Origin of the sequence: Streptococcus sp. cx1 (assembly GCF_052384325.1) — a bacterium.
In the GTDB taxonomy this organism is placed as follows: Bacteria; Bacillota; Bacilli; order Lactobacillales; family Streptococcaceae; genus Streptococcus; species Streptococcus salivarius_G.
Window position 1 is genome coordinate 176,412 of record NZ_JBQSUN010000005.1, and the last position, 25,392, is coordinate 201,803.

General features: G+C 37.3%; 19 protein-coding genes, 3 tRNA genes and 1 other annotated feature. Of the genes, 14 read left to right on the plus strand and 8 right to left on the minus strand.

The window, feature by feature from the left end; all coding sequences use genetic code 11:
- Positions 1-53: 53 nt before the first annotated feature.
- Together yfmH and yfmF are read right to left on the minus strand one after the other, a co-directional pair.
- The gene (yfmH, locus tag ACT170_RS08155) at positions 54-1,331 is read right to left on the minus strand and encodes an EF-P 5-aminopentanol modification-associated protein YfmH (protein ID WP_444818194.1); all 1,278 of its coding nucleotides are present in this window, start codon (positions 1,329-1,331) and stop codon (positions 54-56) included.
- Position 1,332: 1 nt separating this feature from the next.
- Positions 1,333-2,583 (minus strand): EF-P 5-aminopentanol modification-associated protein YfmF, encoded by a 1,251-nt coding sequence (gene yfmF, locus ACT170_RS08160; RefSeq protein WP_021144760.1) that lies wholly within the window; start codon positions 2,581-2,583, stop codon positions 1,333-1,335.
- Between the two features lie 77 nt (positions 2,584-2,660).
- On the opposite strand from yfmF, the gene yaaA reads away from it, so the two are divergent.
- Complete coding sequence (yaaA, locus tag ACT170_RS08165) at positions 2,661-3,038, plus strand: S4 domain-containing protein YaaA (RefSeq protein WP_021144761.1); 378 nt, start codon at positions 2,661-2,663, stop codon at positions 3,036-3,038.
- A 2-nt stretch (positions 3,039-3,040) separates the two neighbouring features.
- Positions 3,041-4,141: a DNA replication/repair protein RecF gene (gene recF / locus ACT170_RS08170; RefSeq protein ID WP_048790844.1), complete on the plus strand. Its 1,101-nt coding sequence runs from the start codon at positions 3,041-3,043 to the stop codon at positions 4,139-4,141.
- Positions 4,142-4,322: 181 nt separating this feature from the next.
- Here recF and guaB read toward each other — a convergent pair whose 3' ends face one another.
- A complete protein-coding gene (gene guaB, locus ACT170_RS08175; RefSeq protein ID WP_013991341.1) occupies positions 4,323-5,804 on the minus strand; it encodes an IMP dehydrogenase in 1,482 nt (493 codons plus the stop codon).
- Between the two features lie 178 nt (positions 5,805-5,982).
- Positions 5,983-7,005 (minus strand): tryptophan--tRNA ligase, encoded by a 1,023-nt coding sequence (trpS, locus tag ACT170_RS08180; protein ID WP_002883969.1) that lies wholly within the window; start codon positions 7,003-7,005, stop codon positions 5,983-5,985.
- 44 nt (positions 7,006-7,049) lie between these two features.
- Positions 7,050-7,288: a binding site (T-box leader), on the minus strand.
- Positions 7,289-7,432: 144 nt separating this feature from the next.
- Here trpS and ACT170_RS08185 point away from each other — a divergent pair.
- The 3 genes from ACT170_RS08185 (at position 7,433) to ACT170_RS08195 (ending at position 12,638) form a co-directional block, all read left to right on the plus strand.
- A complete protein-coding gene (locus tag ACT170_RS08185; protein WP_045772059.1) occupies positions 7,433-8,305 on the plus strand; it encodes a YitT family protein in 873 nt (290 codons plus the stop codon).
- A 66-nt stretch (positions 8,306-8,371) separates the two neighbouring features.
- Complete coding sequence (locus tag ACT170_RS08190; RefSeq protein WP_014632476.1) at positions 8,372-9,994, plus strand: ABC-F family ATP-binding cassette domain-containing protein; 1,623 nt, start codon at positions 8,372-8,374, stop codon at positions 9,992-9,994.
- Positions 9,995-10,043: 49 nt separating this feature from the next.
- Positions 10,044-12,638 carry a YfhO family protein gene (locus ACT170_RS08195; RefSeq protein ID WP_104021434.1) on the plus strand — a complete coding sequence of 865 codons (2,595 nt, stop codon included), beginning with the start codon at positions 10,044-10,046 and terminating at the stop codon, positions 12,636-12,638.
- A gap of 101 nt (positions 12,639-12,739) precedes the next feature.
- Here the strand turns inward: ACT170_RS08195 and ACT170_RS08200 are convergent.
- Positions 12,740-12,813 (minus strand) — tRNA-Asn (locus tag ACT170_RS08200).
- A gap of 22 nt (positions 12,814-12,835) precedes the next feature.
- A tRNA-Glu gene (locus ACT170_RS08205) sits at positions 12,836-12,907 on the minus strand.
- Between the two features lie 186 nt (positions 12,908-13,093).
- Between ACT170_RS08205 and ACT170_RS08210 the strand changes: the two genes are divergently transcribed.
- Positions 13,094-13,167, plus strand: a tRNA-Arg gene (locus ACT170_RS08210).
- Positions 13,168-13,191: 24 nt separating this feature from the next.
- Here the strand turns inward: ACT170_RS08210 and ACT170_RS08215 are convergent.
- Both ACT170_RS08215 and rlmH read right to left on the minus strand, forming a co-directional pair.
- Positions 13,192-13,875 carry a YoaK family protein gene (locus ACT170_RS08215; RefSeq protein WP_073687258.1) on the minus strand — a complete coding sequence of 228 codons (684 nt, stop codon included), beginning with the start codon at positions 13,873-13,875 and terminating at the stop codon, positions 13,192-13,194.
- Positions 13,876-13,890: 15 nt separating this feature from the next.
- A complete protein-coding gene (rlmH, locus tag ACT170_RS08220) occupies positions 13,891-14,370 on the minus strand; it encodes a 23S rRNA (pseudouridine(1915)-N(3))-methyltransferase RlmH (RefSeq protein WP_022495861.1) in 480 nt (159 codons plus the stop codon).
- Between the two features lie 205 nt (positions 14,371-14,575).
- On the opposite strand from rlmH, the gene ACT170_RS08225 reads away from it, so the two are divergent.
- The 8 genes from ACT170_RS08225 (at position 14,576) to mfd (ending at position 25,248) form a co-directional block, all read left to right on the plus strand.
- The gene (locus tag ACT170_RS08225) at positions 14,576-15,811 is read left to right on the plus strand and encodes a S1C family serine protease (RefSeq protein ID WP_037611167.1); all 1,236 of its coding nucleotides are present in this window, start codon (positions 14,576-14,578) and stop codon (positions 15,809-15,811) included.
- A gap of 66 nt (positions 15,812-15,877) precedes the next feature.
- Positions 15,878-16,645, plus strand: coding sequence for a ParB/RepB/Spo0J family partition protein (locus tag ACT170_RS08230; RefSeq protein ID WP_118189715.1), 768 nt, complete (start codon positions 15,878-15,880; stop codon positions 16,643-16,645).
- Positions 16,646-16,883: 238 nt separating this feature from the next.
- A complete protein-coding gene (gene dnaA / locus ACT170_RS08235) occupies positions 16,884-18,248 on the plus strand; it encodes a chromosomal replication initiator protein DnaA (protein WP_049553505.1) in 1,365 nt (454 codons plus the stop codon).
- A gap of 154 nt (positions 18,249-18,402) precedes the next feature.
- Positions 18,403-19,539: a DNA polymerase III subunit beta gene (dnaN, locus tag ACT170_RS08240; protein WP_014633747.1), complete on the plus strand. Its 1,137-nt coding sequence runs from the start codon at positions 18,403-18,405 to the stop codon at positions 19,537-19,539.
- 51 nt (positions 19,540-19,590) lie between these two features.
- Complete coding sequence (locus ACT170_RS08245; RefSeq protein ID WP_002886272.1) at positions 19,591-19,782, plus strand: DUF951 domain-containing protein; 192 nt, start codon at positions 19,591-19,593, stop codon at positions 19,780-19,782.
- Positions 19,783-19,991: 209 nt separating this feature from the next.
- Positions 19,992-21,107, plus strand: coding sequence for a redox-regulated ATPase YchF (ychF, locus tag ACT170_RS08250; RefSeq protein WP_002883967.1), 1,116 nt, complete (start codon positions 19,992-19,994; stop codon positions 21,105-21,107).
- 72 nt (positions 21,108-21,179) lie between these two features.
- Positions 21,180-21,749, plus strand: a complete 570-nt coding sequence (gene pth / locus ACT170_RS08255) for an aminoacyl-tRNA hydrolase (protein ID WP_013989873.1) — start codon at positions 21,180-21,182, stop codon at positions 21,747-21,749.
- The gene (gene mfd / locus ACT170_RS08260) at positions 21,742-25,248 is read left to right on the plus strand and encodes a transcription-repair coupling factor (RefSeq protein ID WP_059749056.1); all 3,507 of its coding nucleotides are present in this window, start codon (positions 21,742-21,744) and stop codon (positions 25,246-25,248) included. The genes pth and mfd overlap by 8 nt, the downstream gene beginning before the upstream one ends.
- Positions 25,249-25,392: the final 144 nt, after the last annotated feature.

Consider the following 25,392-nt stretch of genomic DNA (forward strand, 5'->3'; position numbering starts at 1 on the left):
CCCTTTCTAATATTCTTCTTTGTTTTCGTGTCTCTATTATAGCAAATAATCACTTATTTAGGGAAGACAACAAAATCGGTAATCTCCATATTTGAGAGATAGTGATTCAAAAAATCCTTCAACTCCTTGGAAGTAATGCTCATCAGTTCCTGACCAAAATCAAAGTATGTTTTATCATTCTCAAAATAAGCTAAATATTGGCTTCCTAAATTCTGGATATTGTCTAGACTACGTAAAAATTCACCATACAAAGCTTTCTTTTGTAAATCCAATGCTTCTTCCGTCAACAATTGTTTTTTATCTGCCGATGTCATCACCTGACGAATTAAACTTGACATACGGATCGGTTCTGCAGTGTCCATAGTCATAATGACAAATGAATATCGATTAGATACCTCGTATTCAATTGACACAGACTCGTCTATTTTTCCTTCAGCATACCAATTTTGATAATAAGGAGACGTCCAGCCAAACAGTAAATTGAACAATAACTGTACCAGTATGTTTTCTCTCATACGATTATCAGTAAAAGGAACACTCTTAAAACCAATGGCTAGTTTTGAGATGAATATCTCCATTTGAAGACTATCTAATTTTTGGATATCTGACTCAATGAGGTGCTTTTCTTTCTCGACTATTCTCTCAGGTGGTGTAAACTTACTTTGTTTTTCATTGACAAAAGTGTAAATATTTTCAACATCAAAATCGCCCACTAAGACGAGATGACAGTTTGCTGGTCTGTAAAAGCAATCAAAATTATCTTTTAAGTCCTTTACAGTAATTTCTTCAATGCTATCAACACTTCCAGCAATGTCTTGACCTAATATAGTATTAGGATACAAACTTTGTAAACAACCTAGATAAACTCTGTAGTCAGGATCATCCTGATACATATTTATTTCTTGTTCAATAATTCTTTTTTCATGGTTGACAGCATCTTCAGAACTTGTAAAGCTCGATGTAAAGTTTAATAAAAGCTCTAAAGACTCCTCAAAGTTATCTAGGGTAGAAAAATAATATGTTGTCTTCTCCAAGGTTGTAAAAGCATTGACATCAGCTCCAAGCTTGACAAAATCCAACGTCACATCCCTTCCCTGCTCATCCTCAAATAGCTTATGTTCAAGAAAATGAGCAATACCTGCAGGGTAAGATTGTAACTCACCATCAATATAGAAGTGATTATCTAGCGCCCCAAAATTTGTTGACAAAAGGGCGGCTTTTTCTACAAATCCTTTTTTCTTAATGATTGATAAAGACATACCACTATCTAAAATTGCTGAATAAACTTCTTCATCAATTTTTTGATAATAACGTTTCTTCAAAGCAGCCATTCTAAGACACTCCTTCTAAAAAGAACAAACTCTGTAGCTTAACTTGACGCGCTACACGGCAAACATCTTTTTTAGTAACCTTCTCAATCTCATCTAACCAATTCTCCAATGAAAGACTTTTATCGCCAAAAATCACCTTATTAAAACGTTGTTCCACTAATGTTAAGGCATGATCTTCAGAGAGTAGGGCATTCATTCGTATGATTTTTTTGGTTTGATTCAGGAGAGAACTTGAAAAACGTCCTAATTTAATGTAATTCAATTCTCTACTAATTCCTCGCATAGCCTGATTTCTATTAGATTTTTCAATTCCAGCGTAAACTTCCAGTAAACCTGTAAAGATATCAAATTGGCTACTAATTGAATAAGCTAAGCCTTCCTTTTCTCTAAGTGTTGTAAATAAAGCTGAATGGGCAAATTCACCAAACATGGCATTGAATACAATTAAAGCAAAGTAATCTTTATCTCCATATTGACACTGAAATTGGTACCCTAGCTGTAAAATAGATTGACTACTCTGTCTCGGTTCTATCTTTTCTCTCACAACATTGACATAACGTTGACTATAGCTAAACTGTAAATCAACTTGACGTCCTTCCAAAGGAAAACGATGTAAAGCTTGGAGTACTTGATAATCATCAAATTCTCCAACCATAAAGATATCAATACGATCTCTTGTCAACATGCTTTGAAATTCTTGATAAGCTGTAAACGAGGTTTCTGCTTCAACAAGTTCTACTTGACCATATTTGGGAACTTTCAATCCCTCGTTTACAAAATAAAGCTCTCTTCCCTTAACTTCACTGTAATAGTAATTATTCTCTGTGTCAACATCCAGGTAGGTCATTAAATTTTGTTTTTCTATGTCAAATACTTTATTTTGGTATTGAGCTACTCTTGACAGCGGCTTGTAAAGACACTCTTTCAAAAATCCTAGCACTTCCAAAAACAATCCATCATTCGTAGGGATAAAGGCATCTTTCAGATATGTCAACTCGATGTCAACACTATGTGTCAATCCTTTAGTTGACACTCTAGTTGACAACTGTGTTCCATAAAGAAAAGCTAGTCTCTCTTTAAAAGACTGTACTGTTGGATACGTCTGATTGGCTGTAGCTAACATTTGTGAAACTAGGGCTCGTTTAGCAATTGTTTGTTTATTCAAAGAACCTGTCATTCGAAAAACAATACGATTAGTTTTATATTTTTGTGTTGGAATGAAGTGTACATAGACACCATCAGCAATTTTCATTGATAACCTCTAAAAAGTTTATGCTTCCAATTATACCATTTTTATGCTATCTTATCTCAAGAGAAAGTTGAGGTACTATGGAATATAAATTATTTGATGAATACATCACACTGCAGGCACTTTTAAAAGAATTAAGTATCATTCATAGTGGCGGAGCTATAAAAGGTTTCTTGGCTAAGAATACCGTTTTATTCAACGGTGAGGATGAACAACGTCGTGGAAAAAAACTTCGTTATGGAGATGTTATTACCATTCCGTCTGAGGAAATTGAAATAACGATTGTAGCTCCAACGACAAATGAAATTGAAGAACATCAAAAAGAAGTCGCTGAAAAAGCACGTGTTGCTGCCATTGTTAAAAAAATGAATCAGGATAATAAAAAGAAACAAAAAGCACATCCGTCAAAAGAAAGCAATAAAACTAAACGAAAACCCGTTCGTTTCCCAGGAACCTAACTATGTGGCTCGAAAAAATTGATATTCAACACTTTAGAAATTATACTGAAGCCTCTGTGAGCTTCTCACCTCATCTCAATATTTTTCTTGGTCGCAATGCCCAAGGAAAAACAAATATTCTTGAGGCCATCTATTTTCTAGCATTGACACGTAGTCATCGGACCCGTTCAGATAAAGAACTGATTCAATTTCAACAAAATACTCTCAAACTGAACGGCATCGTGCATCGTCATAGTGGGAAGCTACCTCTGGAAATCAGTTTATCTAATAAAGGACGCATAACAAAGGTTAACCACCTCAAACAAGCTAAATTATCCGATTATATCGGTCACATGACTGTGGTGCTATTTGCTCCTGAGGATTTACAACTTGTAAAAGGATCTCCAAGCCTGAGACGTAAATTTATAGATATTGATTTAGGACAGATTAAGCCTGTTTATCTCTCAGACTTATCAAGTTATAATCATGTACTCAAACAACGTAATGCCTATCTCAAATCTACTGACAATGTAGACATTAATTTCCTCTCAGTGTTAGATGAACAGCTTTCCGATTTTGGAGCACGAGTTATCGAACATAGACTAGAATTTATCAAGCAATTAGAGGAGGAGGCAGATAGACATCATAGTAACCTCTCAAATCAGATAGAGTGCCTTAAAATCTCCTACGAATCTAATATCCCACTGGAAAATAACAAAGTTATTCGCGAATCATTTTTAACCACGTTAAAGCAAAATCACAAAAGAGATATCTTCAAAAAGAACACTGGTGTTGGTCCACATAGGGATGATTTGACATTTTACATCAATGACATGAACGCATCTTTCGGCAGTCAGGGGCAGCAACGTAGCCTCATTCTTTCTTTAAAAATGGCTGAGATTGCTCTGATAAAAAAAGTAACAGGTGAATTTCCTATTCTTCTCCTCGATGATGTCATGAGTGAGCTTGACAACCACCGTCAACTTAAACTGTTAGAAAGTATTGACGAAGAGGTTCAAACCTTCATGACGACAACTTCACTTGATCATCTGAGTAACCTACCACCTGATTTAAAGACCTTCTTAGTCAAGAATGGTAATATTTATGAAAAACAAGTCGATTAAATGACTTGTTTTTCTTTTTTTTGGTAATTGACAGATGTGACAAGTATCATCCAATAAGTTGTAAATCCTTTCAACATAAATCCTTTATTAACAACTACACTCACGTAAATACGTTGTAAACTTATTGTAAATATCTCTGTAAACAAAAAGTACTTATCTGAGATAAGTACTTTTATGTTTATTAATGAGCTGAGTAGTTAGGCGCCTCGTTGGTAATTTGAACATCGTGAGGGTGACTTTCAATAAGTCCTGCACCTGACATTTCAACAAATTGAGCTTTGTCATGTAAAGCCTGGATATCTTCTGCACCTGTATAACCCATACCTGCACGGATACCGCCAATCAATTGGAATACGATATCAGCAGCAGAACCTTTATAAGCTACACGGCCTTCAATTCCTTCTGGAACAAGTTTATTCGCTTCATTAACTGCACCTTGGAAGTAACGATCGCTTGATCCCTTCTTCATCGCTGCAATTGATCCCATACCACGATATGATTTATATTTACGACCTTGGAAAATCTCAGTTTCACCTGGTGCTTCATCAGTACCAGCAAACATAGAACCAAGCATTACAGCATTACCACCTGCTGCAAGAGCTTTTACAATATCACCTGAGTATTTGATACCACCATCAGCAATGATTGTTTTTCCGTATTCACGCGCAACACTTGCAGCATCGTAAATAGCAGTGACTTGAGGAACACCTACACCCGCAACCACACGTGTTGTACAAATAGAACCTGGTCCGATACCTACTTTAACGACATCAACACCTGCTTCATAAAGTGCACGCGCACCTTCAGCTGTTGCAATATTTCCTGCAATCAAAGTACGATCTGGGAAGTGGGCACGAATTTCAGCAATTTTACGAAGAACACCTGCTGAATGACCATGTGCAGTATCAATGACAATAGCATCTGCGCCTGCTTCAAAGAGAGCTTCTGCACGTTCAAAGGTATCAGAAGTAACCCCTACAGCACCTGCTACCAAAAGACGACCGAATTCATCCTTAGCTGCATTAGGAAACTCGATAACTTTTTCGATATCCTTAATAGTAATGAGTCCTGACAAACGACCTTCTTCATCAACTAGAGGTAGCTTTTCAATACGATGCTCATGAAGAATACTTTCAGCTGTTTCAAGATCTGTTCCAACTGGAGCAGTGACCAATTTTTCAGAAGTCATGTGTTCTGAAATTGGAGTATCGTAATTAGAGATAAAACGCATATCACGGTTTGTGATAATACCAACCAATTTACGATTTTCAAGTGTCTCAACAATTGGAACCCCTGAAATACGGTAACGTTGCATCAACTCTTCAGCTTCAGCAACTTTATTTTCAGGCGTTAAGAAGAATGGATCAATAATGACACCATTTTCAGAGCGTTTTACTTTTCGAACTTCTTCAGCTTGTTCCGCAATAGACATATTTTTGTGAATGACACCCAAACCACCTGCACGAGCAATTGAGATAGCCATCTTACTATCTGTGACCGTATCCATGGCTGCAGTGATAATTGGGATATTTAATGTCAAATTTTTAGCCAATTTCGTCTTCAAGTTGACGTTGTTTGGTAGAACATGACTTTCCGCAGGAATAAGCAATACGTCATCAAAAGTGTAACCTTTTTTCAAGAATTTAGTGTCCCAATTTGACATTATAATCGTCCTCTTTTCTCAAAGTTTGGAGGTACAGAAACCCCAGTCTATTTTTTAATTGATAATATCATATCATGCTAAAATGATTTGTCAACAGATTTCGCATAAGATTCTAAGAAAACCTTTTTCCAAATAAAAATAGGGCTCCAGATTATCTTGAGTCCCTACTTTTTATTTCTTAGAAATAATTAATTCCCATTGCTTCTTTTACTTCTGCCAATGTTTGTCCAGCAACTTCACGCGCTGCTTGACTACCTTTTTCAAGCATACGGAAAACTTCTCCCATATCCTTGGCATACTCTAAACGACGTTCACGAATTGGAGCTAACTCACGTTCTAAGATTTCTAGAAGATAACGTTTTGTCTTCACATCTCCTAAACCACCTCGTTGATAATGTTCTTTCATTTCAGCAATTGTAGTAGCATCCTCTTCGCGACCAAAGATATCAAGATAATGGAAAACCATATTACCTTCAATTTGGCCTGGATCTTCCACACGAATATGATTTGGATCCGTATACATGCTCATGACTTTTTTACGAACAGTGTCCTCATCATCTGAAAGGAAGATACCATTACCCAAGGATTTAGACATCTTAGCATTACCGTCTAGACCTGGAAGGCGTCCTGCAGCTTCATTTTCAGGGTAGATCCCCTCTGGCTCAACCAAAATATCACAATTATAAGTATGATTGAAGCTACGTGCAATTTCACGTGTCTGCTCAATCATTGGCTTTTGGTCATTACCTACAGGAACATAATTTGCTTTAAAGGCCGTGATATCAGCTGCCTGAGAAATTGGATAAACTAGAAATCCTGTTGGAATCGATTCTCCGAAGCCTTTTTGAGCAATTTCCGTCTTAACCGTTGGGTTACGCTCTAAACGTGCCAATGAAACTAGGTTCATGTAATACATAGTCAACTCAGCCAACTCAGGAATCTGACTTTGAATGAAAATAGTTGACTTCGCTGGATCCAAACCTACAGAGAGATAATCTAAAGCAACATTCCCAATTGATTCTTTGATGATCTCTGACTCTTTTGCGTGATCCGTAAGAGCTTGCTGATCAGCCAAGAAGACAAACATGTTATATTTATCTTCGTTTTGTAAAAGGACACGATTTTTTAAACTACCAACATAGTGTCCAAGATGAAGTTTCCCTGTTGGACGGTCTCCTGTTAAAATAATAGGTTTCGTCATATTATTACCTCTCTAAATACAAAAAATCCCCACGCAAAAATATGCGTGAGGGCGTTAATCACTTATGATACGCGGTACCACCTCAATTGACAACTCTTTTAAAGTTATCATCTCAAGCCTTCTCAATAAAGAAGTTGCACGGTAAGGGGTGCCAAGCCTAACGTTTATGTGTTCACGTTAATAATTAATTCTCTTCAGCCCATTCATTCTACCTTCATACTGGTTTGCAGCTACCACCAGCTCTCTATAAAAAAGGTAAGAATTACTCTTCTGATGACTATTATTCTACATTGTTTTATCTATTTTTGTCAAGGTTATGTTTCCAGTTTCACGTGAAACACAACCTCATATTCAACCAAAATAGTCATTACTTGACGGAAATTTAAAAAGACTTGATAATAGGAATATCATATCTAGGAGATAATATATGAAACGTCGAATAATAGACATACTTTTAGTTACAATCGGTTCTTTTATAGCTGCTGTCGGCTATAACTCACTTTTAGTTAAGAATAATATTGCTTCGGGTGGTGTCGGAGGGCTAGCCATTAGTTTAAATGCCCTTTTTGGCTGGAATAATGCTAACTTCGTCTTAGCAACAACCATCCCTTTGTTAATTTTATGTTGGTTCTTTCTTGGCCGCGAAGTTCTCCTAAAAACCTTCTATGGGTCTCTTGTCTTCCCAATGTTTATTAAATTAACTGAGGGCTTACCTACACTCACCAAACAACCTTTGTTGGCTGCTATTTTTGGTGGAATTGTATTAGGGTTAGGATTGGGAATAGTTTTTTATGGAAATTCCTCAACTGGGGGAACTGGAATTATCACACAAATCCTTAATAAATATACGCCACTCCCACTAGGGATGGTACTCCTTATTGTTGATGGAATCATTGTCGCCATCAGTGCCATCGCCTTTCCTCCTGATACTGTGATGTACTCCATTCTTTCACTTGGAGTTGTTTCTCTTACAATTGATAAAATGATGGTCGGACTCAATTCATCGCGGAATCTTCTAATTATTTCGCAAAATAGTGAACAAATCCTAAATTACATCACTAAAGTTGCTGATCGAGGCGCAACAAAAATTCCAGTTCTTGGTGGACATACCGGACATGCACAAAATATGATTATGACTACCTTGTCAACTCATGAGGTTCCAAAAGTCCAAGAAGAAATCCAAAAAATAGATGAAACTGCCTTTATCGTCATTGTTCCTGCTTCTACAGTTATGGGACGTGGATTTAGCCTCCAAAAAGATTACCAAAGAGTTCCAAATGACTTTATCAATCCCTTGTAAAATCGATTGAAATAAAGTCTAATTTCTCGTAAAATAGTAGTTAAGAATAAAAATAAAGGATATTATATGCTTACTGTATCAGATGTATCGCTTCGTTTTAGCGATCGTAAACTTTTTGATGATGTTAACATTGCCTTCACACCAGGTAATACTTATGGTCTTATCGGTGCTAATGGTGCTGGTAAATCTACTTTTTTGAAAATTTTAGCTGGTGATATCGAACCAACAACAGGACACATCTCTCTTGGTCCTGATGAACGTCTTTCTGTCCTTCGTCAGAACCACTTTGACTATGAAGAAGAACGCGTTATCGATGTTGTTATCATGGGTAATGAACGCCTCTACGATATCATGAAAGAAAAAGATGCCATCTACATGAAAGAAGATTTTTCAGATGAAGATGGTGTCCGTGCTGCTGAATTAGAAGGACTCTTTGCTGAATTAGGTGGTTGGGAAGCTGAAAGCGAAGCCTCACAATTGCTTCAGAATCTAAATATCTCAGAAGACCTTCACTATCAAAACATGAGTGAATTGGCTAATGGTGACAAGGTCAAGGTTCTCCTTGCAAAAGCACTCTTTGGTAAACCTGATGTACTTCTTCTTGACGAACCTACCAATGGTCTTGATATCCAGTCAATCTCTTGGCTTGAAGATTTCTTGATTGATTTTGAAAATACGGTCATTGTCGTATCCCATGACCGTCACTTCTTGAATAAGGTATGTACGCATATGGCCGATCTTGACTTTGGTAAAATCAAACTCTATGTCGGTAACTATGACTTCTGGAAACAATCTTCAGAATTGGCTGCACGCTTGCAGGCTGACCGTAATGCCAAAGCAGAAGAAAAAATTAAGGAACTTCAAGAATTCGTTGCTCGTTTCTCTGCCAACGCTTCAAAATCTAAACAAGCGACTTCTCGTAAGAAAATGCTTGATAAAATTGAGCTAGAAGAAATCGTCCCATCAAGTCGTAAATACCCATTCATCAATTTCAAAGCAGAGCGTGAAATCGGTAATGACCTTCTAACAGTTGAAAATCTCACTGTTAAGATGGATGGTGAGACTATTCTTGACAACATTAGTTTCATCTTGCGACCAGGAGATAAGACTGCCATCATCGGTCAAAACGATATTCAAACAACTGCATTGATTCGTGCTCTTGCCGGTGATATTGACTATGAAGGTACAATCAAATGGGGTGTTACTACTAGCCGTTCTTACCTTCCAAAAGACAATTCTAAAGACTTTGCATCCGGTGAATCAATTCTCGAATGGCTCCGTCAATTTGCCGAAAAAGGTGAAGATGACGATACCTTCTTGCGTGGATTCCTTGGGCGTATGCTCTTCTCAGGGGATGAGGTTAATAAATCTGTTAGTGTTCTCTCAGGGGGAGAAAAGGTACGTGTCATGCTTTCTAAACTCATGCTTTTGAAATCTAACGTCCTTCTTCTAGATGATCCTACTAATCACTTGGATTTGGAATCAATCTCAAGTCTGAATGATGGCGTCCGTGACTTCAAAGAGTCTGTTATCTTTGCCAGTCATGACCATGAATTTATTCAAACAATAGCGAACCACATCGTAGTTGTTTCTAAAAATGGGGTTATTGACCGTATTGATGAAACTTATGATGAGTTCCTTGAAAATGAAGAAGTGCAAGCTAAAGTCAAAGCACTATGGGCTGATTAAACTATAAAAAGATGCAGGTTGGGATATCCCAACCTGTATTAGTATCATTATGACAAATAAAAAATACCATACGACTTTATTATTTTATCTGGCTGCTTTTTTCTTGCCAGTACTAATCATGATAGGGGTGCTGTATAGCCAAAAAATCTATCCTGGTAGTGAGCGGACTATTTTAACAAGTGATGGTTTTCATCAGTATGTGATTTTTGCAACTGGACTTCGGAATATACTTCATGGAGATGGGAGCCTCTTTTACACCTTTACAAGTGGTCTAGGGCTTAATTTCTATGCTCTAACAAGCTATTACCTAGGTTCTTTCTTGTCTCCACTTTACTATTTCTTTACTGTCAACCAAATGGCCGATGCTTTTTATTATATAACACTACTTAAATTCGGGCTTATTGGGTTATCAGGAGCTTTTAGTTTTAAGCGGCTCTTTACAAAAGTGTCAAGAAGTTTCATCCTATGTCTTTCTACAGGATTTTCTTTGATGAGCTTCGCTACCAGTCAGTTAGAAATTAATACCTGGCTAGATGCCTTTATTCTAGCACCTCTAATCATATTAGGTTTACACCTCTTACTAAGATTCAATAAACGGGGCTTATACTTTTTTAGCCTAACCTGCCTTTTTATCCAAAATTACTATTTTGGTTATATGATGGCTATTTTCCTAACCTTTTACACCATAGTACAATTGATAACTATCAAGGGATGGAAGAGTAAGATTCTTCATTTCATAGACTTTGGAATTGTTTCTATACTTGCTGGTTTAAGTAGTGCTGTCATGCTACTACCAACACTACTTGACTTGACCACACATGGTGAAAGGTTTACAGGCGCGTCAAGTTTATTGACAGAGTCCACCTATTATTTTGACTTCTTTGCGAAAAATCTCGTTGGAGTTTACGATACTACTAAATTTGGATCAATACCTATGATCTATGTGGGAATCTTACCTTTGATTCTTTTTCTACTTTTCTTTATTAGTAGGGAAGTCAAGCTATCATTACGTATAGGTTATCTCCTATTAGTAGCTTTCTTTATCGCTAGCTTCTACTTACAGCCTCTTGATTTATTTTGGCAAGGAATGCATGCACCCAACATGTTTCTCCATCGCTATTCTTGGCTCCTATCTCTCCTAATTGTTCTTTTGGCAGGAGAAACACTCAACCGAATAAAATACTTTTCTTTTAAAAGACTCCTCCTATCTTTCTTAGGATTGAGTACCGCTTACTTACTAACTTGGATTTTCCAATCTCACTATAGCTTTATTGAATCAGTCTCCTGGCTATTAAGCCTAGCATTTCTTCTAGCCTATGCCATTCTATTTATTAGCTATTTTAGACAGCAAATTCCTGGGAGTGTTTTTCGCTGTTTCACCTTCTTATTCTGCATTTTTGAGCTTGCATTAAGTACTTACTATGTTGTTGGAGCTCTGGGAAATGAGTGGGTATTCCCAACTCGTGAAGGCTACCTACGAAATATGTCTGCTATTACAAAACTAGTTTCAGATACTAAGCAAGCAAATAAGACTTTTTACCGTACTGAAAGGTTAGAGGCTCAAACTGGTAACGACAGTATGAAATTCAACTATAATGGTATCTCTCAGTTCTCATCCATTCGAAATACTGCTTCAAGCTCAACACTCGATAGGTTAGGCTTCAAATCTGAAGGGACTAATTTAAACCTACGTTACCAAAATAACACCATTATCGCTGATAGTCTCTTCGGAATAAAATATAATTTATCGAACTTTGACCTTAATAAGTATGGTTTTAATCACGTAACTTCTGAAAAAACAATAGGGCTTTATCAAAATAATAATGCAAGCCAGCTTGCTATCTTAACTGATGGCATTTACAAGAATATTGACTTCACTGTCAATACGCTTGACAATCAAACTAGCTTGCTAAATGCTCTATCTGGACTCAACTTAAACTATTTTAAACGAGCTCCATCTCAACTATTTGATAAAGATGCTAAGTCTTTGAATCAGCGCGTGGCTAAAAACGTTAGCAACTCGAATATAGATTTTGTTACAATAACCTATCGAGTCATCGCTCCACCACATAGTCAACTCTATGTTAGTATTCCTAATATTTCTTGGTCCGATGACAATAACCACTCTCTGTCAATTACTGTAAATGGTATGACAAGGAATCAAGTTACTGATAATACTTTTGATTTCTTCGATCTTGGCTACTTTGAAACAGAATCAATGGTTACCATCAAACTTAGTTTTCCTGGCAATAAAGCAATATCCTTTGATAATCCTAGTTTTTATGCCCTTGATACTCAAAACTATCAGATAGCTATGGATACTATTAATGAACGTGATAGTAAGGTTACGACGTCAAATAATAAAGTGTTCGTTGATTATAGTAGTAAAACGAATGCCTCACTATTCTTCACCATTCCATACGATAAGGGGTGGACAGCGACCATAAACCATAAAAAAGTTAAGATTCAACGAGCCCAAAAGGGGTTCATGAAAGTTGATGTCCCTAGTGGGAAAGGTGAAGTTGTTCTAACCTTCATTCCCTATGGTCTTAAGACAGGTTTATTGATTAGTCTATTGGCAAGTATCATATTTTGTTGCTACGCTTATTTCATCAGAAAAATAACCGTTATTCAAAACTGCTGATTATCTTAAATAAAATTAAATAGGTTTGGAACAATTGTTCCAGACCTATTTATCTTTGGGTACAAAAAAACTCAAGCTATACAACTTGAGGTGTCTTATCACTCCGCCAGTAGGACTCGAACCTACGACATCATGATTAACAGTCATGCGCTACTACCAACTGAGCTATGGCGGATAAAACTGCTAAGTAGCAAAAATAGTCCGTACGGGATTCGAACCCGTGTTACCGCCGTGAAAAGGCGGTGTCTTAACCCCTTGACCAACGGACCAAGTTCTGAGATTTTTATCTCGTTAATACTCTTATTATTATATCAGAGTATTCGATTTTGTCTATACTTTTTTTCAAAAAAAATATTAAATTTTGCTAAATTTATTCGAATTTTACGTTAGTTTTTATCTTGCTTTTACAAAGTATTGACATGTTGCTATATATTTTGTAAACTAATAGAGTTATTGGTCCCATAGCTCAGCTGGATAGAGCATTCGCCTTCTAAGCGAACGGTCGCAGGTTCGAATCCTGCTGGGATCAGATAAAAAACGCAATCTAGAATCTCTAGTTGCGTTTTTCTTTTGCCTCGATAAATAGAAAGTAATTTAAAACAAACAAGGGAAGCAAAGTCGTATATAGGCTGTATTCATGTAAATATTGAGCAAACCAAGTTGAGGCTGCAACTCCTACCATAAATGTAAAGATGATAATAGTAGTGTAAGAAGCTTGTTTAAGCACTTTGGGATCCCCCTCGTCAATAGCCCTAGCAACGGTTAAAGAGGTATTCGTAATATTACCAGTCATCATGAAGGAAGCATAATTTACCCCTCTAACACGCTTAAAAATACCTACTTGAAGAGAGGCAAAAAATGCCAAGCCTGCAATCGTAATAGTAGAATCAACGTAAGGTGTAATAATGGCGAGAATAGTCATCAAGAGAAAGGCAAGTCTAATCGCTTGCAAATGCCATCCCCATTTATGGTTAATGAGCCACCTCTTAACAAAAAAAACAAAAAACTGACCTAAAACAAAGAAAAAAATAGGTATCACATAGCTGAAAGCTCTTGCAATATGCCCCTCAACAAGATGAATAACCAAATAAAGAAGATTACCAGTCTGAATACTTGCAAATCGTCCGTCTTGAGTATTGTAAGTATAGGCATCAATAAAGCCCCCTATATAACTTACTAGAGTTGCTACCCTTAATCCTTCAAAAACACGATAGGAGCGTTTTTTCATTCTGAACATGTCTGTTTCCTTCTTCTACTTATGGTAAGGACTTCCCTGCTGAATCATGAATGCGCGATAAATTTGTTCTACTAATACAAGGCGCATAAGCTGATGAGGGAACGTTAAGAGACCAAAACTCATTAATTGATTAGCCCTCTTTTTCACTGTAGGAGAGAGTCCCAAACTTCCCCCTATAATAAAAGTAATATCTGAATAGCCTCTAAGAGTCGCTTGCTCTAACTCTTTAGCAAATTGCTCCGAGGGAAATTGTTTTCCTTCAATAGCTAAGGCAATGACATAATCACGATCACCTACTTTAGCCAAGATACGCTGCCCCTCTTTGTCTAGGATAGCTTTATTTTCAGATTCGCTTGCATTATCTGGTGTCTTTTCATCCGTTAATTCTATAGACTCAAATTTTGTAAAGCGTCCTAGTCGTTTGACATACTCCGCAATGCCATCTTTCAAATATTTTTCTTTCAATTTTCCAACGGTAATCAATTTAACTTTCATAGGCTTATTATAGCACATATCCACAATCTTTTAACACCTTATCCACACCTTTTTACTGTTAAGAATCTTTAGTTATCCCTATAAAATAGCTTCTTATCTACACTTTTTGAAACTTATCCACAGACTGTTGATAACTGTTTTTTAAAATCACTTTATGATATAATTAAGCTTACTTTGATATGTTTATCAAAAAGGAGGACTAAACGTGAAAAAATTTAACTGGAAAAAAATAGTAGCGCCGATTGCAATGCTTGTTATTGGCTTACTAGGTGGTTTACTAGGTGCCTTTATCCTACTAACAGCAGCAGGGGTATCTTTTACCAATTCAACAGATACAGGTGTTAAAACAGCTAAGACCGTATACAATAATACAACAGATACAACTAAAGCTGTTAAGAAAGTACAAAATGCCGTTGTTTCTGTCATCAATTACCAAGAAGGGTCATCTTCAGATTCTCTAAATGAACTTTATGGCCGTATCTTTGGTGGAGATGATAGTTCTGACTCTAACCAAGACAAATCAAAAGATTCTGATGGGTTGCAAGTCGCTGGTGAAGGTTCTGGAGTCATCTATAAAAAAGATGGGAAAGAGGCCTACATCGTAACCAACAACCACGTTGTCGATGGCGCTAAAAAACTTGAAATCATGCTTTCAGATGGATCAAAAATTACTGGTGAACTCGTTGGTAAAGATACTTACTCTGACCTAGCAGTTGTCAAAGTTTCTTCAGATAAAATTAAAACCGTAGCGGAATTTGCAGACTCAAACTCTCTCACAGTCGGTGAGAAGGCAATTGCTATCGGTAGCCCACTTGGTACCGAATACGCCAACTCAGTAACAGAGGGAATCGTTTCTAGCCTTAGCCGTACCGTAACTATGCAAAACGACAATGGTGAAACTGTTTCAACAAATGCTATCCAAACGGATGCTGCCATTAACCCTGGTAACTCAGGTGGTGCCTTAGTCAATATCGAAGGACAAGTTATCGGTATTAACTCAAGTAAAATTTCATCAACGTCAGCAGTCGCTGGTAGCGCCGTTGAAGGTATGGGATTTGCCATTCCATCAAACGATGTTGTCGAGATTATCAATCAATTGGAAAAAGACGGTAAAGTTACACGACCAGCCCTAGGAATCTCAATGGCCGATCTTAATAGCCTTTCTAGCAGTGCAACTTCTAAATTAGATTTACCAGATGATGTGAAATCTGGAGTGGTAGTCGGCAGCGTTCAAAAAGGTATGCCAGCTGACGGTAAACTTCAAGAAAATGATGTTATCACTGAAATTGACGGTAAGGAAATCAGCTCAAAAACTGATATTCAAACCAATCTTTACAGCCATAGTATCGGAGATACAATCAAGGTAACCTTCTATCGTGGTAAAGAGAAGAAAACTGAAGAACTTAAATTAACAAAATCTACAGAAGACTTGTCTGACTAAGTCATTGACAAATCTGTCAAAAGACCTTTACAATAATGTAAAGGTCTTTTTTTGGAAAGGAACAACATGCAAGAACAACTCAAAGCTTTACCTATTAGTGACATCTATCCCAATCCTTTTCAACCTCGTATAGAGTTCTCTGATGAAGAATTAGCGGAGCTAAGCCAATCAATCTCAGAAAATGGACTGATACAGCCAATCATTGTCCGAAAATCAGATATTATTGGTTATGAACTAATTGCTGGGGAAAGACGTTTACGTGCCTGTAAACGTCTAGGAATGACAGAAATCCCTGCAGTTGTAAAGGAAGTTACAGATCAAGAAAGCCGTAAACAAGCTATTATTGAAAATTTACAACGATCGAATCTCAATCCCATTGAAGAAGCAAAGGCCTATCGTAGTTTAATTAATGAGCTAGCTTATAGTCACGAGGAACTGGCGAAAGCTATGGGAAAATCCAGACCCTATATCAGTAACTCTCTCAGACTCCTCCAACTTCCCCAAGAGATACAGACGAGTATCGAAAATGGCAAACTGAGTCAAGGACATGCTAGAGCACTTTTAGCTGTTGAGGATACAAAAAAGCAATTAACTATCTATCATCAAGTCCTTACTGAAAAATGGTCCGTTCGTACCCTGGAAAAAAGACTTCAAGAACTTCCTAAAAAACAAAAATCAAAAAAAGATATTCATATAAAAGATAAAGAAAAAGAACTGGAAAAATCACTTGGTCTCCCCGTTACTCTTCGTTATCACAAAAATCACTCTGGAACTATTCAGATCCACTTTTCGACGGAAGAAGATTTTAACAGAATTATCAACAAGCTTATTTGACCTGTGAATTGAGGAGAAAAAAGAAACAAACTTATCCACATCATAAAATGGTTGCCCTCCCTTTATTTGAGAGGGTTTCTTTTTTTATTCACAACTTGTGGATAACTCTTGTGCACAATGTGAATTGTCTTTTTTTCCTTGTGGATAACTTAGGGAACTTTTATCTTCGGACCTGTGGAAAACTTTTTTGTTTTATGATAGAATCAGAGAACAAGAATAAAGAAGGAGAATTGATGGAATGACCGAAAAAGAGCATTTTTTTTGGAATAAGCTCTTAGAGCTGGCCAAAGAGGAACTAACACAAGCCACTTTTGATTATTATGTCCTAGATACCAAGCTCATCAAAGTTCAAGATAACGTTGCTACAATTCTGCTTGAGGAAGTCAAAAAGCTATTCTGGGAAAAGAATATGCAATCTTTCATTTTGATGGCTGGTTTTGAAGCCTATAATAGTGAAATCAAAGTTGAGTACGTCTTTGACGAAGCACTCTTAAACGAGGCAAATTCAACTGTAACAAACAATGACTTTGGCAATAAAAAGGAACAGCAAACACCTGCTCTTCCTACATTGGACTCTGACTTGAATAGTAAGTACACCTTTGATAATTTTATTCAGGGGGATGAAAACCGTTGGTCAGTTGCTGCATCTTTAGCTGTAGCTGATTCACCAGGAGCTACGTATAACCCTCTATTTATTTATGGAGGACCTGGTCTCGGAAAAACTCACTTACTCAATGCCATTGGTAACAAGGTCTTACATGATAATCCTCAAGCACGTATCAAATACATTACTGCAGAGAATTTCATTAATGAATTTGTTGTCCATATCCGTTTAGATAAAATGGATGAACTAAAACTTAAATACCGTCATCTGGACGTTCTCTTAATTGATGATATTCAATCATTGGCTAAAAAATCAACGCAAGCCACTCAAGAGGAATTTTTCAATACTTTCAATGTCCTTCACAATAATAATAAACAAATTGTCCTGACCAGCGACCGTAATCCAGATCAATTGAACGAGATGGAAGAGCGTCTTGTCACGCGCTTTAAATGGGGGTTAACCGTCAACATCACACCACCTGACTTTGAAACGCGAGTGGCCATTCTTACTAATAAGATTATGGACTATGATTATCATTTTCCTCCTGAAACAATTGAGTATTTAGCTGGCCAATTTGATTCAAATGTCCGTGACTTAGAAGGAGCCTTAAAAGATATTAGCTTAGTTGCCAATGTTCGCCAGTTAGATACTATCACAGTTGAAGTAGCTGCTGAAGCCATTCGCGCACGTAAAATGGATGGTCCTAAGTTAACTCTTATTCCGATTGAGGATATCCAAACTGAGGTAGGAAAATTTTATAATGTCACTGTAAAAGAGATCAAGGCAACTAAACGAACACAAAATATTGTCTTGGCACGTCAGGTAGCCATGTATCTTGCGCGTGAAATGACTGATAACTCCCTTCCAAAAATTGGAAAAGAATTTGGCGGAAGAGATCACTCAACTGTCTTACATGCATACAATAAAATCAAAAATATGATTGCTCAAGATGACAGTTTACGCATTGAAATTGATACCATCAAAAACAAGATAAAATGACACTTGTGGATAACTATTAAAAATTATCCAAACTTTTCCACAGGCTGTGCACAAGTTTAAAGCCTTGATAAAACTATGTTTTGTAGACTTATGCACAGTGTCCACAAGACCTACTACTACTACTAAAATAATACTAATAAAATAAAGGAGCATCATGATTCAATTTGCGATTAATAAAGCTTATTTCTTACAAGCACTTCATACAACTCGCCGTGCTATTTCTTCTAAAAATGCTATCCCAATTCTATCAACGATTAAAATCGAAGTTACCAAAGATGGTATCTATTTGACAGGATCAAATGGGCAAATCTCAATTGAAAATAGTATCTCAGTTTCAGAAGAAAATGCAGGCCTATTAATTACGCAGCCAGGTAGTATCCTTTTGGAAGCAAACTTTTTCATTAATGTTGTCTCAAGCTTGCCTGATGTTACCCTTACTTTTGAAGAAATCGAACAATACCAAGTTTTACTGAAAAGTGGTAAATCAGAAATTACCTTGAAAGGGAAAGATGTCGAACAATATCCCCGTATTCAGGAAGTTGATAGCTTGACGCCATTACTCATGGACACAAAAGTGTTAAAATCTATCATTGCTGAAACTTCATTCGCAGCAAGCACACAAGAAAGTCGTCCAATTTTAACTGGGGTTCACTTTGTTCTTTCAAATCATAAAGATCTCAAAGCTGTAGCAACAGACTCTCACCGAATGAGCCAACGTCAACTTGTTTTGGAGCATTCTGCGGATAACTTTGATGTTGTAATCCCAAGTCGCTCACTTAAAGAATTATCGGCAGTCTTTAGCGATGATATTGAAAACTTAGAGGTTTTCTTCTCAGCAAATCAAATTCTATTCCGTAGTGAAACAATTTCTTTCTATACACGTCTACTTGAAGGAAATTATCCAGACACGAATCGTCTCTTGTCTGATTCATTTGAAACAGAAGTTGTTTTCGAGACTGCTAGCCTTCGTTCTGCTATGGAACGTTCATATTTGATTTCTAATGCTAGTCAAAGTGGTACCGTCAAACTCGAAATCATCAATGGCAGTGTCAGTGCCCATGTTAATTCACCAGAAGTCGGAAAGGTGAATGAGGATATTGATGTGCAAGATGTTTCTGGTAGTGATTTGGTCATTAGTTTCAACCCAACCTACCTAATAGATGCTTTGAAAGCTCTTAAGAGTGAGACTGTCCGTGTACGTTTCATTTCACCGGTGCGTCCATTTACTTTGACGCCAGCAGATGACAGTGAGAATTTTATTCAATTGATTACACCTGTAAGAACAAACTAAAATCGAAAAAGTTATCCACTGTGGATAACTTTTTTACTAGAGAGGGAGTTTATGTACCAAATTGGAAGTTTAGTTGAAATGAAAAAACCACATGCTTGTACCATAAAAGCAACAGGAAAAAAAGCTAATGAATGGGAAGTGACCCGTCTTGGAGCTGACATTAAGATTCGTTGTACGAATTGTGATCATGTGGTTATGATGAGTCGTCATGATTTCGAAAAGAAACTTAAGAAGGTTTTATAACAGACATTGGGGAGTCTATATAATGAGGTTCTTGTGTTAAGAAAATTAGTTTACTAGCAATATAAAAACTTTCTAGAGTCCCTAATTATCTTCTTTATAGCATTCTTTGCCTTGCTTTCCTTTTTATGATTCTCAAAGGGAAGTTGCCTATTTTTAACAATTTTTGTGTTATAATTAACTGAATTACTTTTTTATGGAGAAATAAATTAATGGCTTTAACAGCAGGTATCGTTGGTTTGCCAAACGTTGGTAAATCAACTCTTTTCAATGCAATTACAAAAGCGGGTGCGGAAGCTGCTAACTATCCTTTCGCGACAATTGATCCAAACGTCGGAATGGTTGAGGTACCAGACGAGCGTTTGACGAAACTGACTGAACTTATTACCCCTAAAAAGACAGTTCCAACCACATTTGAGTTCACAGATATTGCGGGTATCGTAAAAGGAGCATCAAAGGGTGAAGGTCTTGGAAATAAGTTCTTGGCGAACATTCGTGAAGTAGATGCTATTGTCCATGTCGTTCGTGCTTTCGATGATGAAAATGTTATGCGTGAACAAGGGCGTGAGGATGCCTTTGTAGATCCTATGGCCGATATCGATACAATCAACCTAGAATTGATTTTGGCTGACCTTGAATCAATTAACAAACGTTATGCGCGTGTCGAAAAAATTGCGCGTACACAAAAAGATAAAGATTCTGTGGCAGAGTTTAATATTCTTCAAAAGATTAAACCTGTTCTAGAAGATGGTAAGTCTGCACGTACGATTGATTTTACTGAGGAAGAGCAAAAAATTGTTAAGGGACTCTTCCTCTTGACAACAAAACCAGTACTTTATGTGGCTAACGTTGATGAAGACCAAGTCGCAAATCCTGATGATATTGATTATGTCAAACAAATTCGTGAGTTTGCAGCGACTGAAAATGCAGAAGTAGTTGTTATCTCGGCACGTGTTGAGGAAGAAATTTCTGAATTGGATGATGAAGACAAAGAAATGTTCTTGGAAGACCTTGGTTTGACAGAATCAGGAGTTGATAAACTGACACGCGCAGCCTATCACTTGCTTGGTCTTGGAACTTACTTTACTGCTGGTGAGAAAGAAGTACGTGCTTGGACCTTTAAACGCGGCATCAAGGCTCCACAAGCAGCAGGAATTATCCACTCTGACTTCGAGAAAGGCTTTATCCGTGCTGTAACCATGTCTTACGATGATCTCATTAAATATGGTTCTGAGAAAGCTGTTAAGGAAGCTGGTCGCCTTCGTGAAGAAGGAAAAGAATATGTTGTCCAAGATGGCGATATTATGGAATTCCGTTTCAACGTTTAGAAAATAAAAAATAGTGCACAAGGCTGAAAAGTATTTTTCAGTCCTTTTGCTGTTTATCAAAGAGGAGAAATAATGACAAAATTAGTAGTTGGCTTGGGAAATCCTGGTTCAAAATACCATGAGACACGTCACAATGTTGGTTTTATGGCTATTGACCTAATGGCTAAGGAACTGGGATTAACCTTTTCTGAAGAAAAGACCTTTAAGGCTGAAGTGGCTTCGACCTTTTTAAACGGTGAAAAGGTTTATTTTGTGAAACCAACGACCTTTATGAATCTATCTGGTCTAGCTGTTAGAGCATTGCTAGCTTATTACAATATTCCCATGGAGGATTTTATCGTTATTTACGATGACTTAGATATGGAAGTTGGGAAACTGCGCTTTCGTCAAAAAGGTTCAGCAGGTGGTCATAATGGGATTAAATCTATTATTGCTGAAACTGGCACTCAAGAATTTGACCGTATAAAAATTGGTATTGGTCGCCCACAGAAAGGAATGACGGTCGTTAATCATGTCCTTGGAAAATTTAGTGAAGATGATTATGCCACAATTTTACTGACTTTAGACAAGGTAGAGACGGCCCTCAATCATTACCTTAAAACCAATGATTTCGAAGACACCATGAGGCGTTATAATGGCTAATACCCTATTAGATCTTTTTGAGAAGAATCCTCAATTGCTTGAGTGGCGTGATAAAGTAACTTTATTGAGTAGACAGTTGGTTATGGGATTTTCTGGTTCCAGCAAGGCAGTTGTCATGGCATCTGCCCTTTCTGAGCAGGTTCCTAAGATTCTAATCGTTACTTCAACACAAAATGAAGCTGAGCAACTAACAGGAGATTTGTCAGCTATCTTAGGAGAGGATAAGGTTTATTCTTTTTTTGCAGATGATGTAGTAGCTGCAGAGTTTATCTTCGCTTCTCCAGAAAAGACCCATTCTCGTCTCGAAAGTCTTAATTTTTTAATAGATAAAGAGGCCAGTGGGGTTTTGGTCACGAGTTTAGTTGGGACTAAGTTACATTTGCCTAACCCTAAGGTTTATAAAGACTCTCGTATTAACTTAGCACTAGGGGAAGAACATGATTTAGAGGCTCTCAGTAAGCATCTGACTCATATTGGATACCAAAGGGTAGAGCAGGTTCTCTCACCTGGTGAGTTTAGTCGTAGGGGCGATATTTTAGATATCTATGAACTGACTGCAGAACTCCCCTACCGTTTAGAATTTTTTGGAGACGAGATTGATGGTATTCGTCAGTTTGATAGCGATAGTCAAAAATCTTTAGACAATTTAGAGCATGTTATCGTATCTCCGGCAGATGATATTATCTTAACAAGAGAAGATTACCAACGTGCTGAGAAGGCCCTAGAAAGTGCGGTCTCGAAGGCAGAAGGTCCTCATAAAGCTTACCTTGAGGAAGTTCTGTCAGTTACGATTGATGGTTACCGTCATAAAGATTTACGTAAGTTTTTGTCTCTCTTTTATGATAAAGCTTACACCTTATTTGACTACCTTCCAAAGGGAACTCCTGTATTCATTGATGATTTTCAAAAGATAGTGGACCGCCATGGACGTCTTGAGTTGGAAGTGGCTAATCTTTTAACTGAGGATCTTCATCAGGGCAAGTCTCTGAGTCATCTAAATTACTTAGTGGATTCATTTAAGACTTTACGTAACTATCAGCCAGCTAGTTTCTTTTCGAATTTTCATAAGGGATTGGGAAATCTTAAATTTGATAAGTTGTATCAATTCACGCAATACCCTATGCAAGAGTTCTTTAACCAGTTCCCACTTCTAGTTGATGAAATACATCGCTATACCAAGAATAAGGCAACAGTTATTTTACAAGTGGGGTCTGAGAAGCAGCTCAAATCTTTGAAGGAAACCTTGGAAGAATATGATTTAGATTTACCCCTTAGTAGTTTTGGAGATTTGATCCCTCATAAGCCTCAGTTAGTCTTAGGAAACTTATCCAATGGTTTTTACTTTGCGGATGAAAAGCTTGTTCTTGTCACTGAACGTGAGATTTTTCATAAAAAAGTAAAACGTCGTGCGCGTGCCAGTCACGTTTCCAATGCAGAGCGTCTCAAAGATTACAATGAACTTGAAAAAGGTGATTATGTTGTACACCAGACTCATGGTATCGGTCAATTTAAAGGTATTGAGACTATTGAGATTAAAGGGGTGCATCGTGACTACTTGACCATCCAATATCAGGATGCTGCAACAATTTCTCTACCTGTTGAGCAGATTGAGAGTCTCTCTAAGTATGTATCAGCGGACGGAAAAGAGCCTAAAATTAATAAACTCAATGATGGGCGTTTTCAAAAGACTAAACAAAAAGTAAGCAAGCAAGTAGAGGATATTGCCGATGATCTCTTAAAACTTTATGCTGAGCGTAGTCAACTTAAAGGTTTTGCTTTTTCACCAGATGATGATAACCAAAGGGATTTCGAAGATGATTTTACCTATGCTGAGACAGAGGATCAATTGCGTTCTATCAAGGAAATTAAGGCAGACATGGAGTCAGACAAACCCATGGATCGTCTCTTGGTTGGTGATGTTGGTTTTGGTAAGACAGAGGTAGCTATGCGTGCTGCCTTCAAGGCGGTCAATGATGGAAAGCAAGTTGCTATCCTAGTTCCTACAACAGTTCTTGCCCACCAGCATTATTTGAATTTTAAAGAACGTTTTGAAAATCATGCTGTTGAGGTAGATGAACTCAGTCGTTTTAGAAGTAAAAAAGAGCAAAATGAGACTATTGAAAATTTAGCTAAAGGGCGTATTGATATTATTATCGGTACCCACCGCCTGCTGTCCAAAGATGTTAAGTTTTCTGACTTAGGCTTGCTAGTAATTGATGAAGAACAACGTTTTGGCGTGAAGCATAAAGAGAAACTTAAGGAGTTGAAGGCTAGGGTTGATGTACTTACGCTAACTGCGACACCTATTCCTCGTACGCTTCATATGTCTATGTTAGGTATTCGTGATTTGTCGATTATTGAGACAGCACCTACCAACCGTTATCCAGTTCAAACTTATGTTATGGAAACCAATCCTGGTCTTATTCGAGAAGCGATATTAAGAGAGATGGACCGAGGCGGCCAGATTTTTTATGTTTATAATCGTGTTGAAACCATTGATCAAAAAGTTTCTGAACTACATGAGCTAGTCCCTGAAGCACGTATCGGATTTGTTCATGGTCAGATGAGTGAGGTTATGTTGGAGAATACCCTCTTGGATTTCTTGAATGGTGATTACGATGTTTTGGTAGCAACGACCATTATCGAGACAGGGATTGATATCTCCAACGTTAATACGCTCTTTATTGAGAATGCAGATCATATGGGCTTATCTACTCTTTATCAGTTGAGAGGTCGTGTGGGGCGTAGTAATCGAATTGCTTATGCCTATCTCATGTATCGTCCTGACAAAGTGTTGACGGAAGTTTCTGAGAAGCGATTGGATGCTATTAAGGGATTTACAGAACTGGGATCAGGTTTCAAAATTGCCATGCGTGATTTATCAATTCGTGGTGCCGGGAACATTCTTGGTGCTTCTCAAAGTGGTTTCATCGACTCAGTCGGATTCGAAATGTACTCGCAACTCTTGGAAGAGGCTATCAATAAACGTCAAGGTAAAACTCAAGTTCGCCGTAAAGGAAATGCAGAGTTCAATCTTCAGATTGATGCTTACCTCCCTTCTGACTATATTTCTGACGAGCGCCAAAAAATTGAAATTTATAAGCGTATTCGAGAAATTGAGAATCAGAAAGACTATCAAGACCTTCAAGATGAGCTTATTGACCGCTTTGGAGAATATCCAGACCAAGTTGCCTATCTCATTGAGATTGGTCTGGTTAAGGCCTATTTGGATGCTGCCTTTGCAGAATTAGTCGAGCGTAAGAACGATACTATTATTGTTCGTTTCGAAAAAGCCTCTCTTAAATTCTTCTTGACTCAAGACTATTTCGAAGCCATCTCTAAAACGCATTTAAAAGCAAAAATCAGTGATAACCAAGGGAAAGTAGAGATTACTTTTGATGTTCGTAACAAGAAAGACTATGAGATTCTTGAAGAATTAAAAATTTTTGGACAGACATTTATGGAAATCAAAGAACGTAAAGAAAAAAAAGAAGCTTAAGGAAAGTTTAAGTAAGTCTCTCTATACTATAAAATATCCTAAAACTTTTCTTTTTCATAAATCTCCTGAGAGGGTCGACTAGTGTCGATTCTCTTATTTTTGTACTTGAAAAGGCTTTAGTCACCTATTTTCTCAAAAAAATGC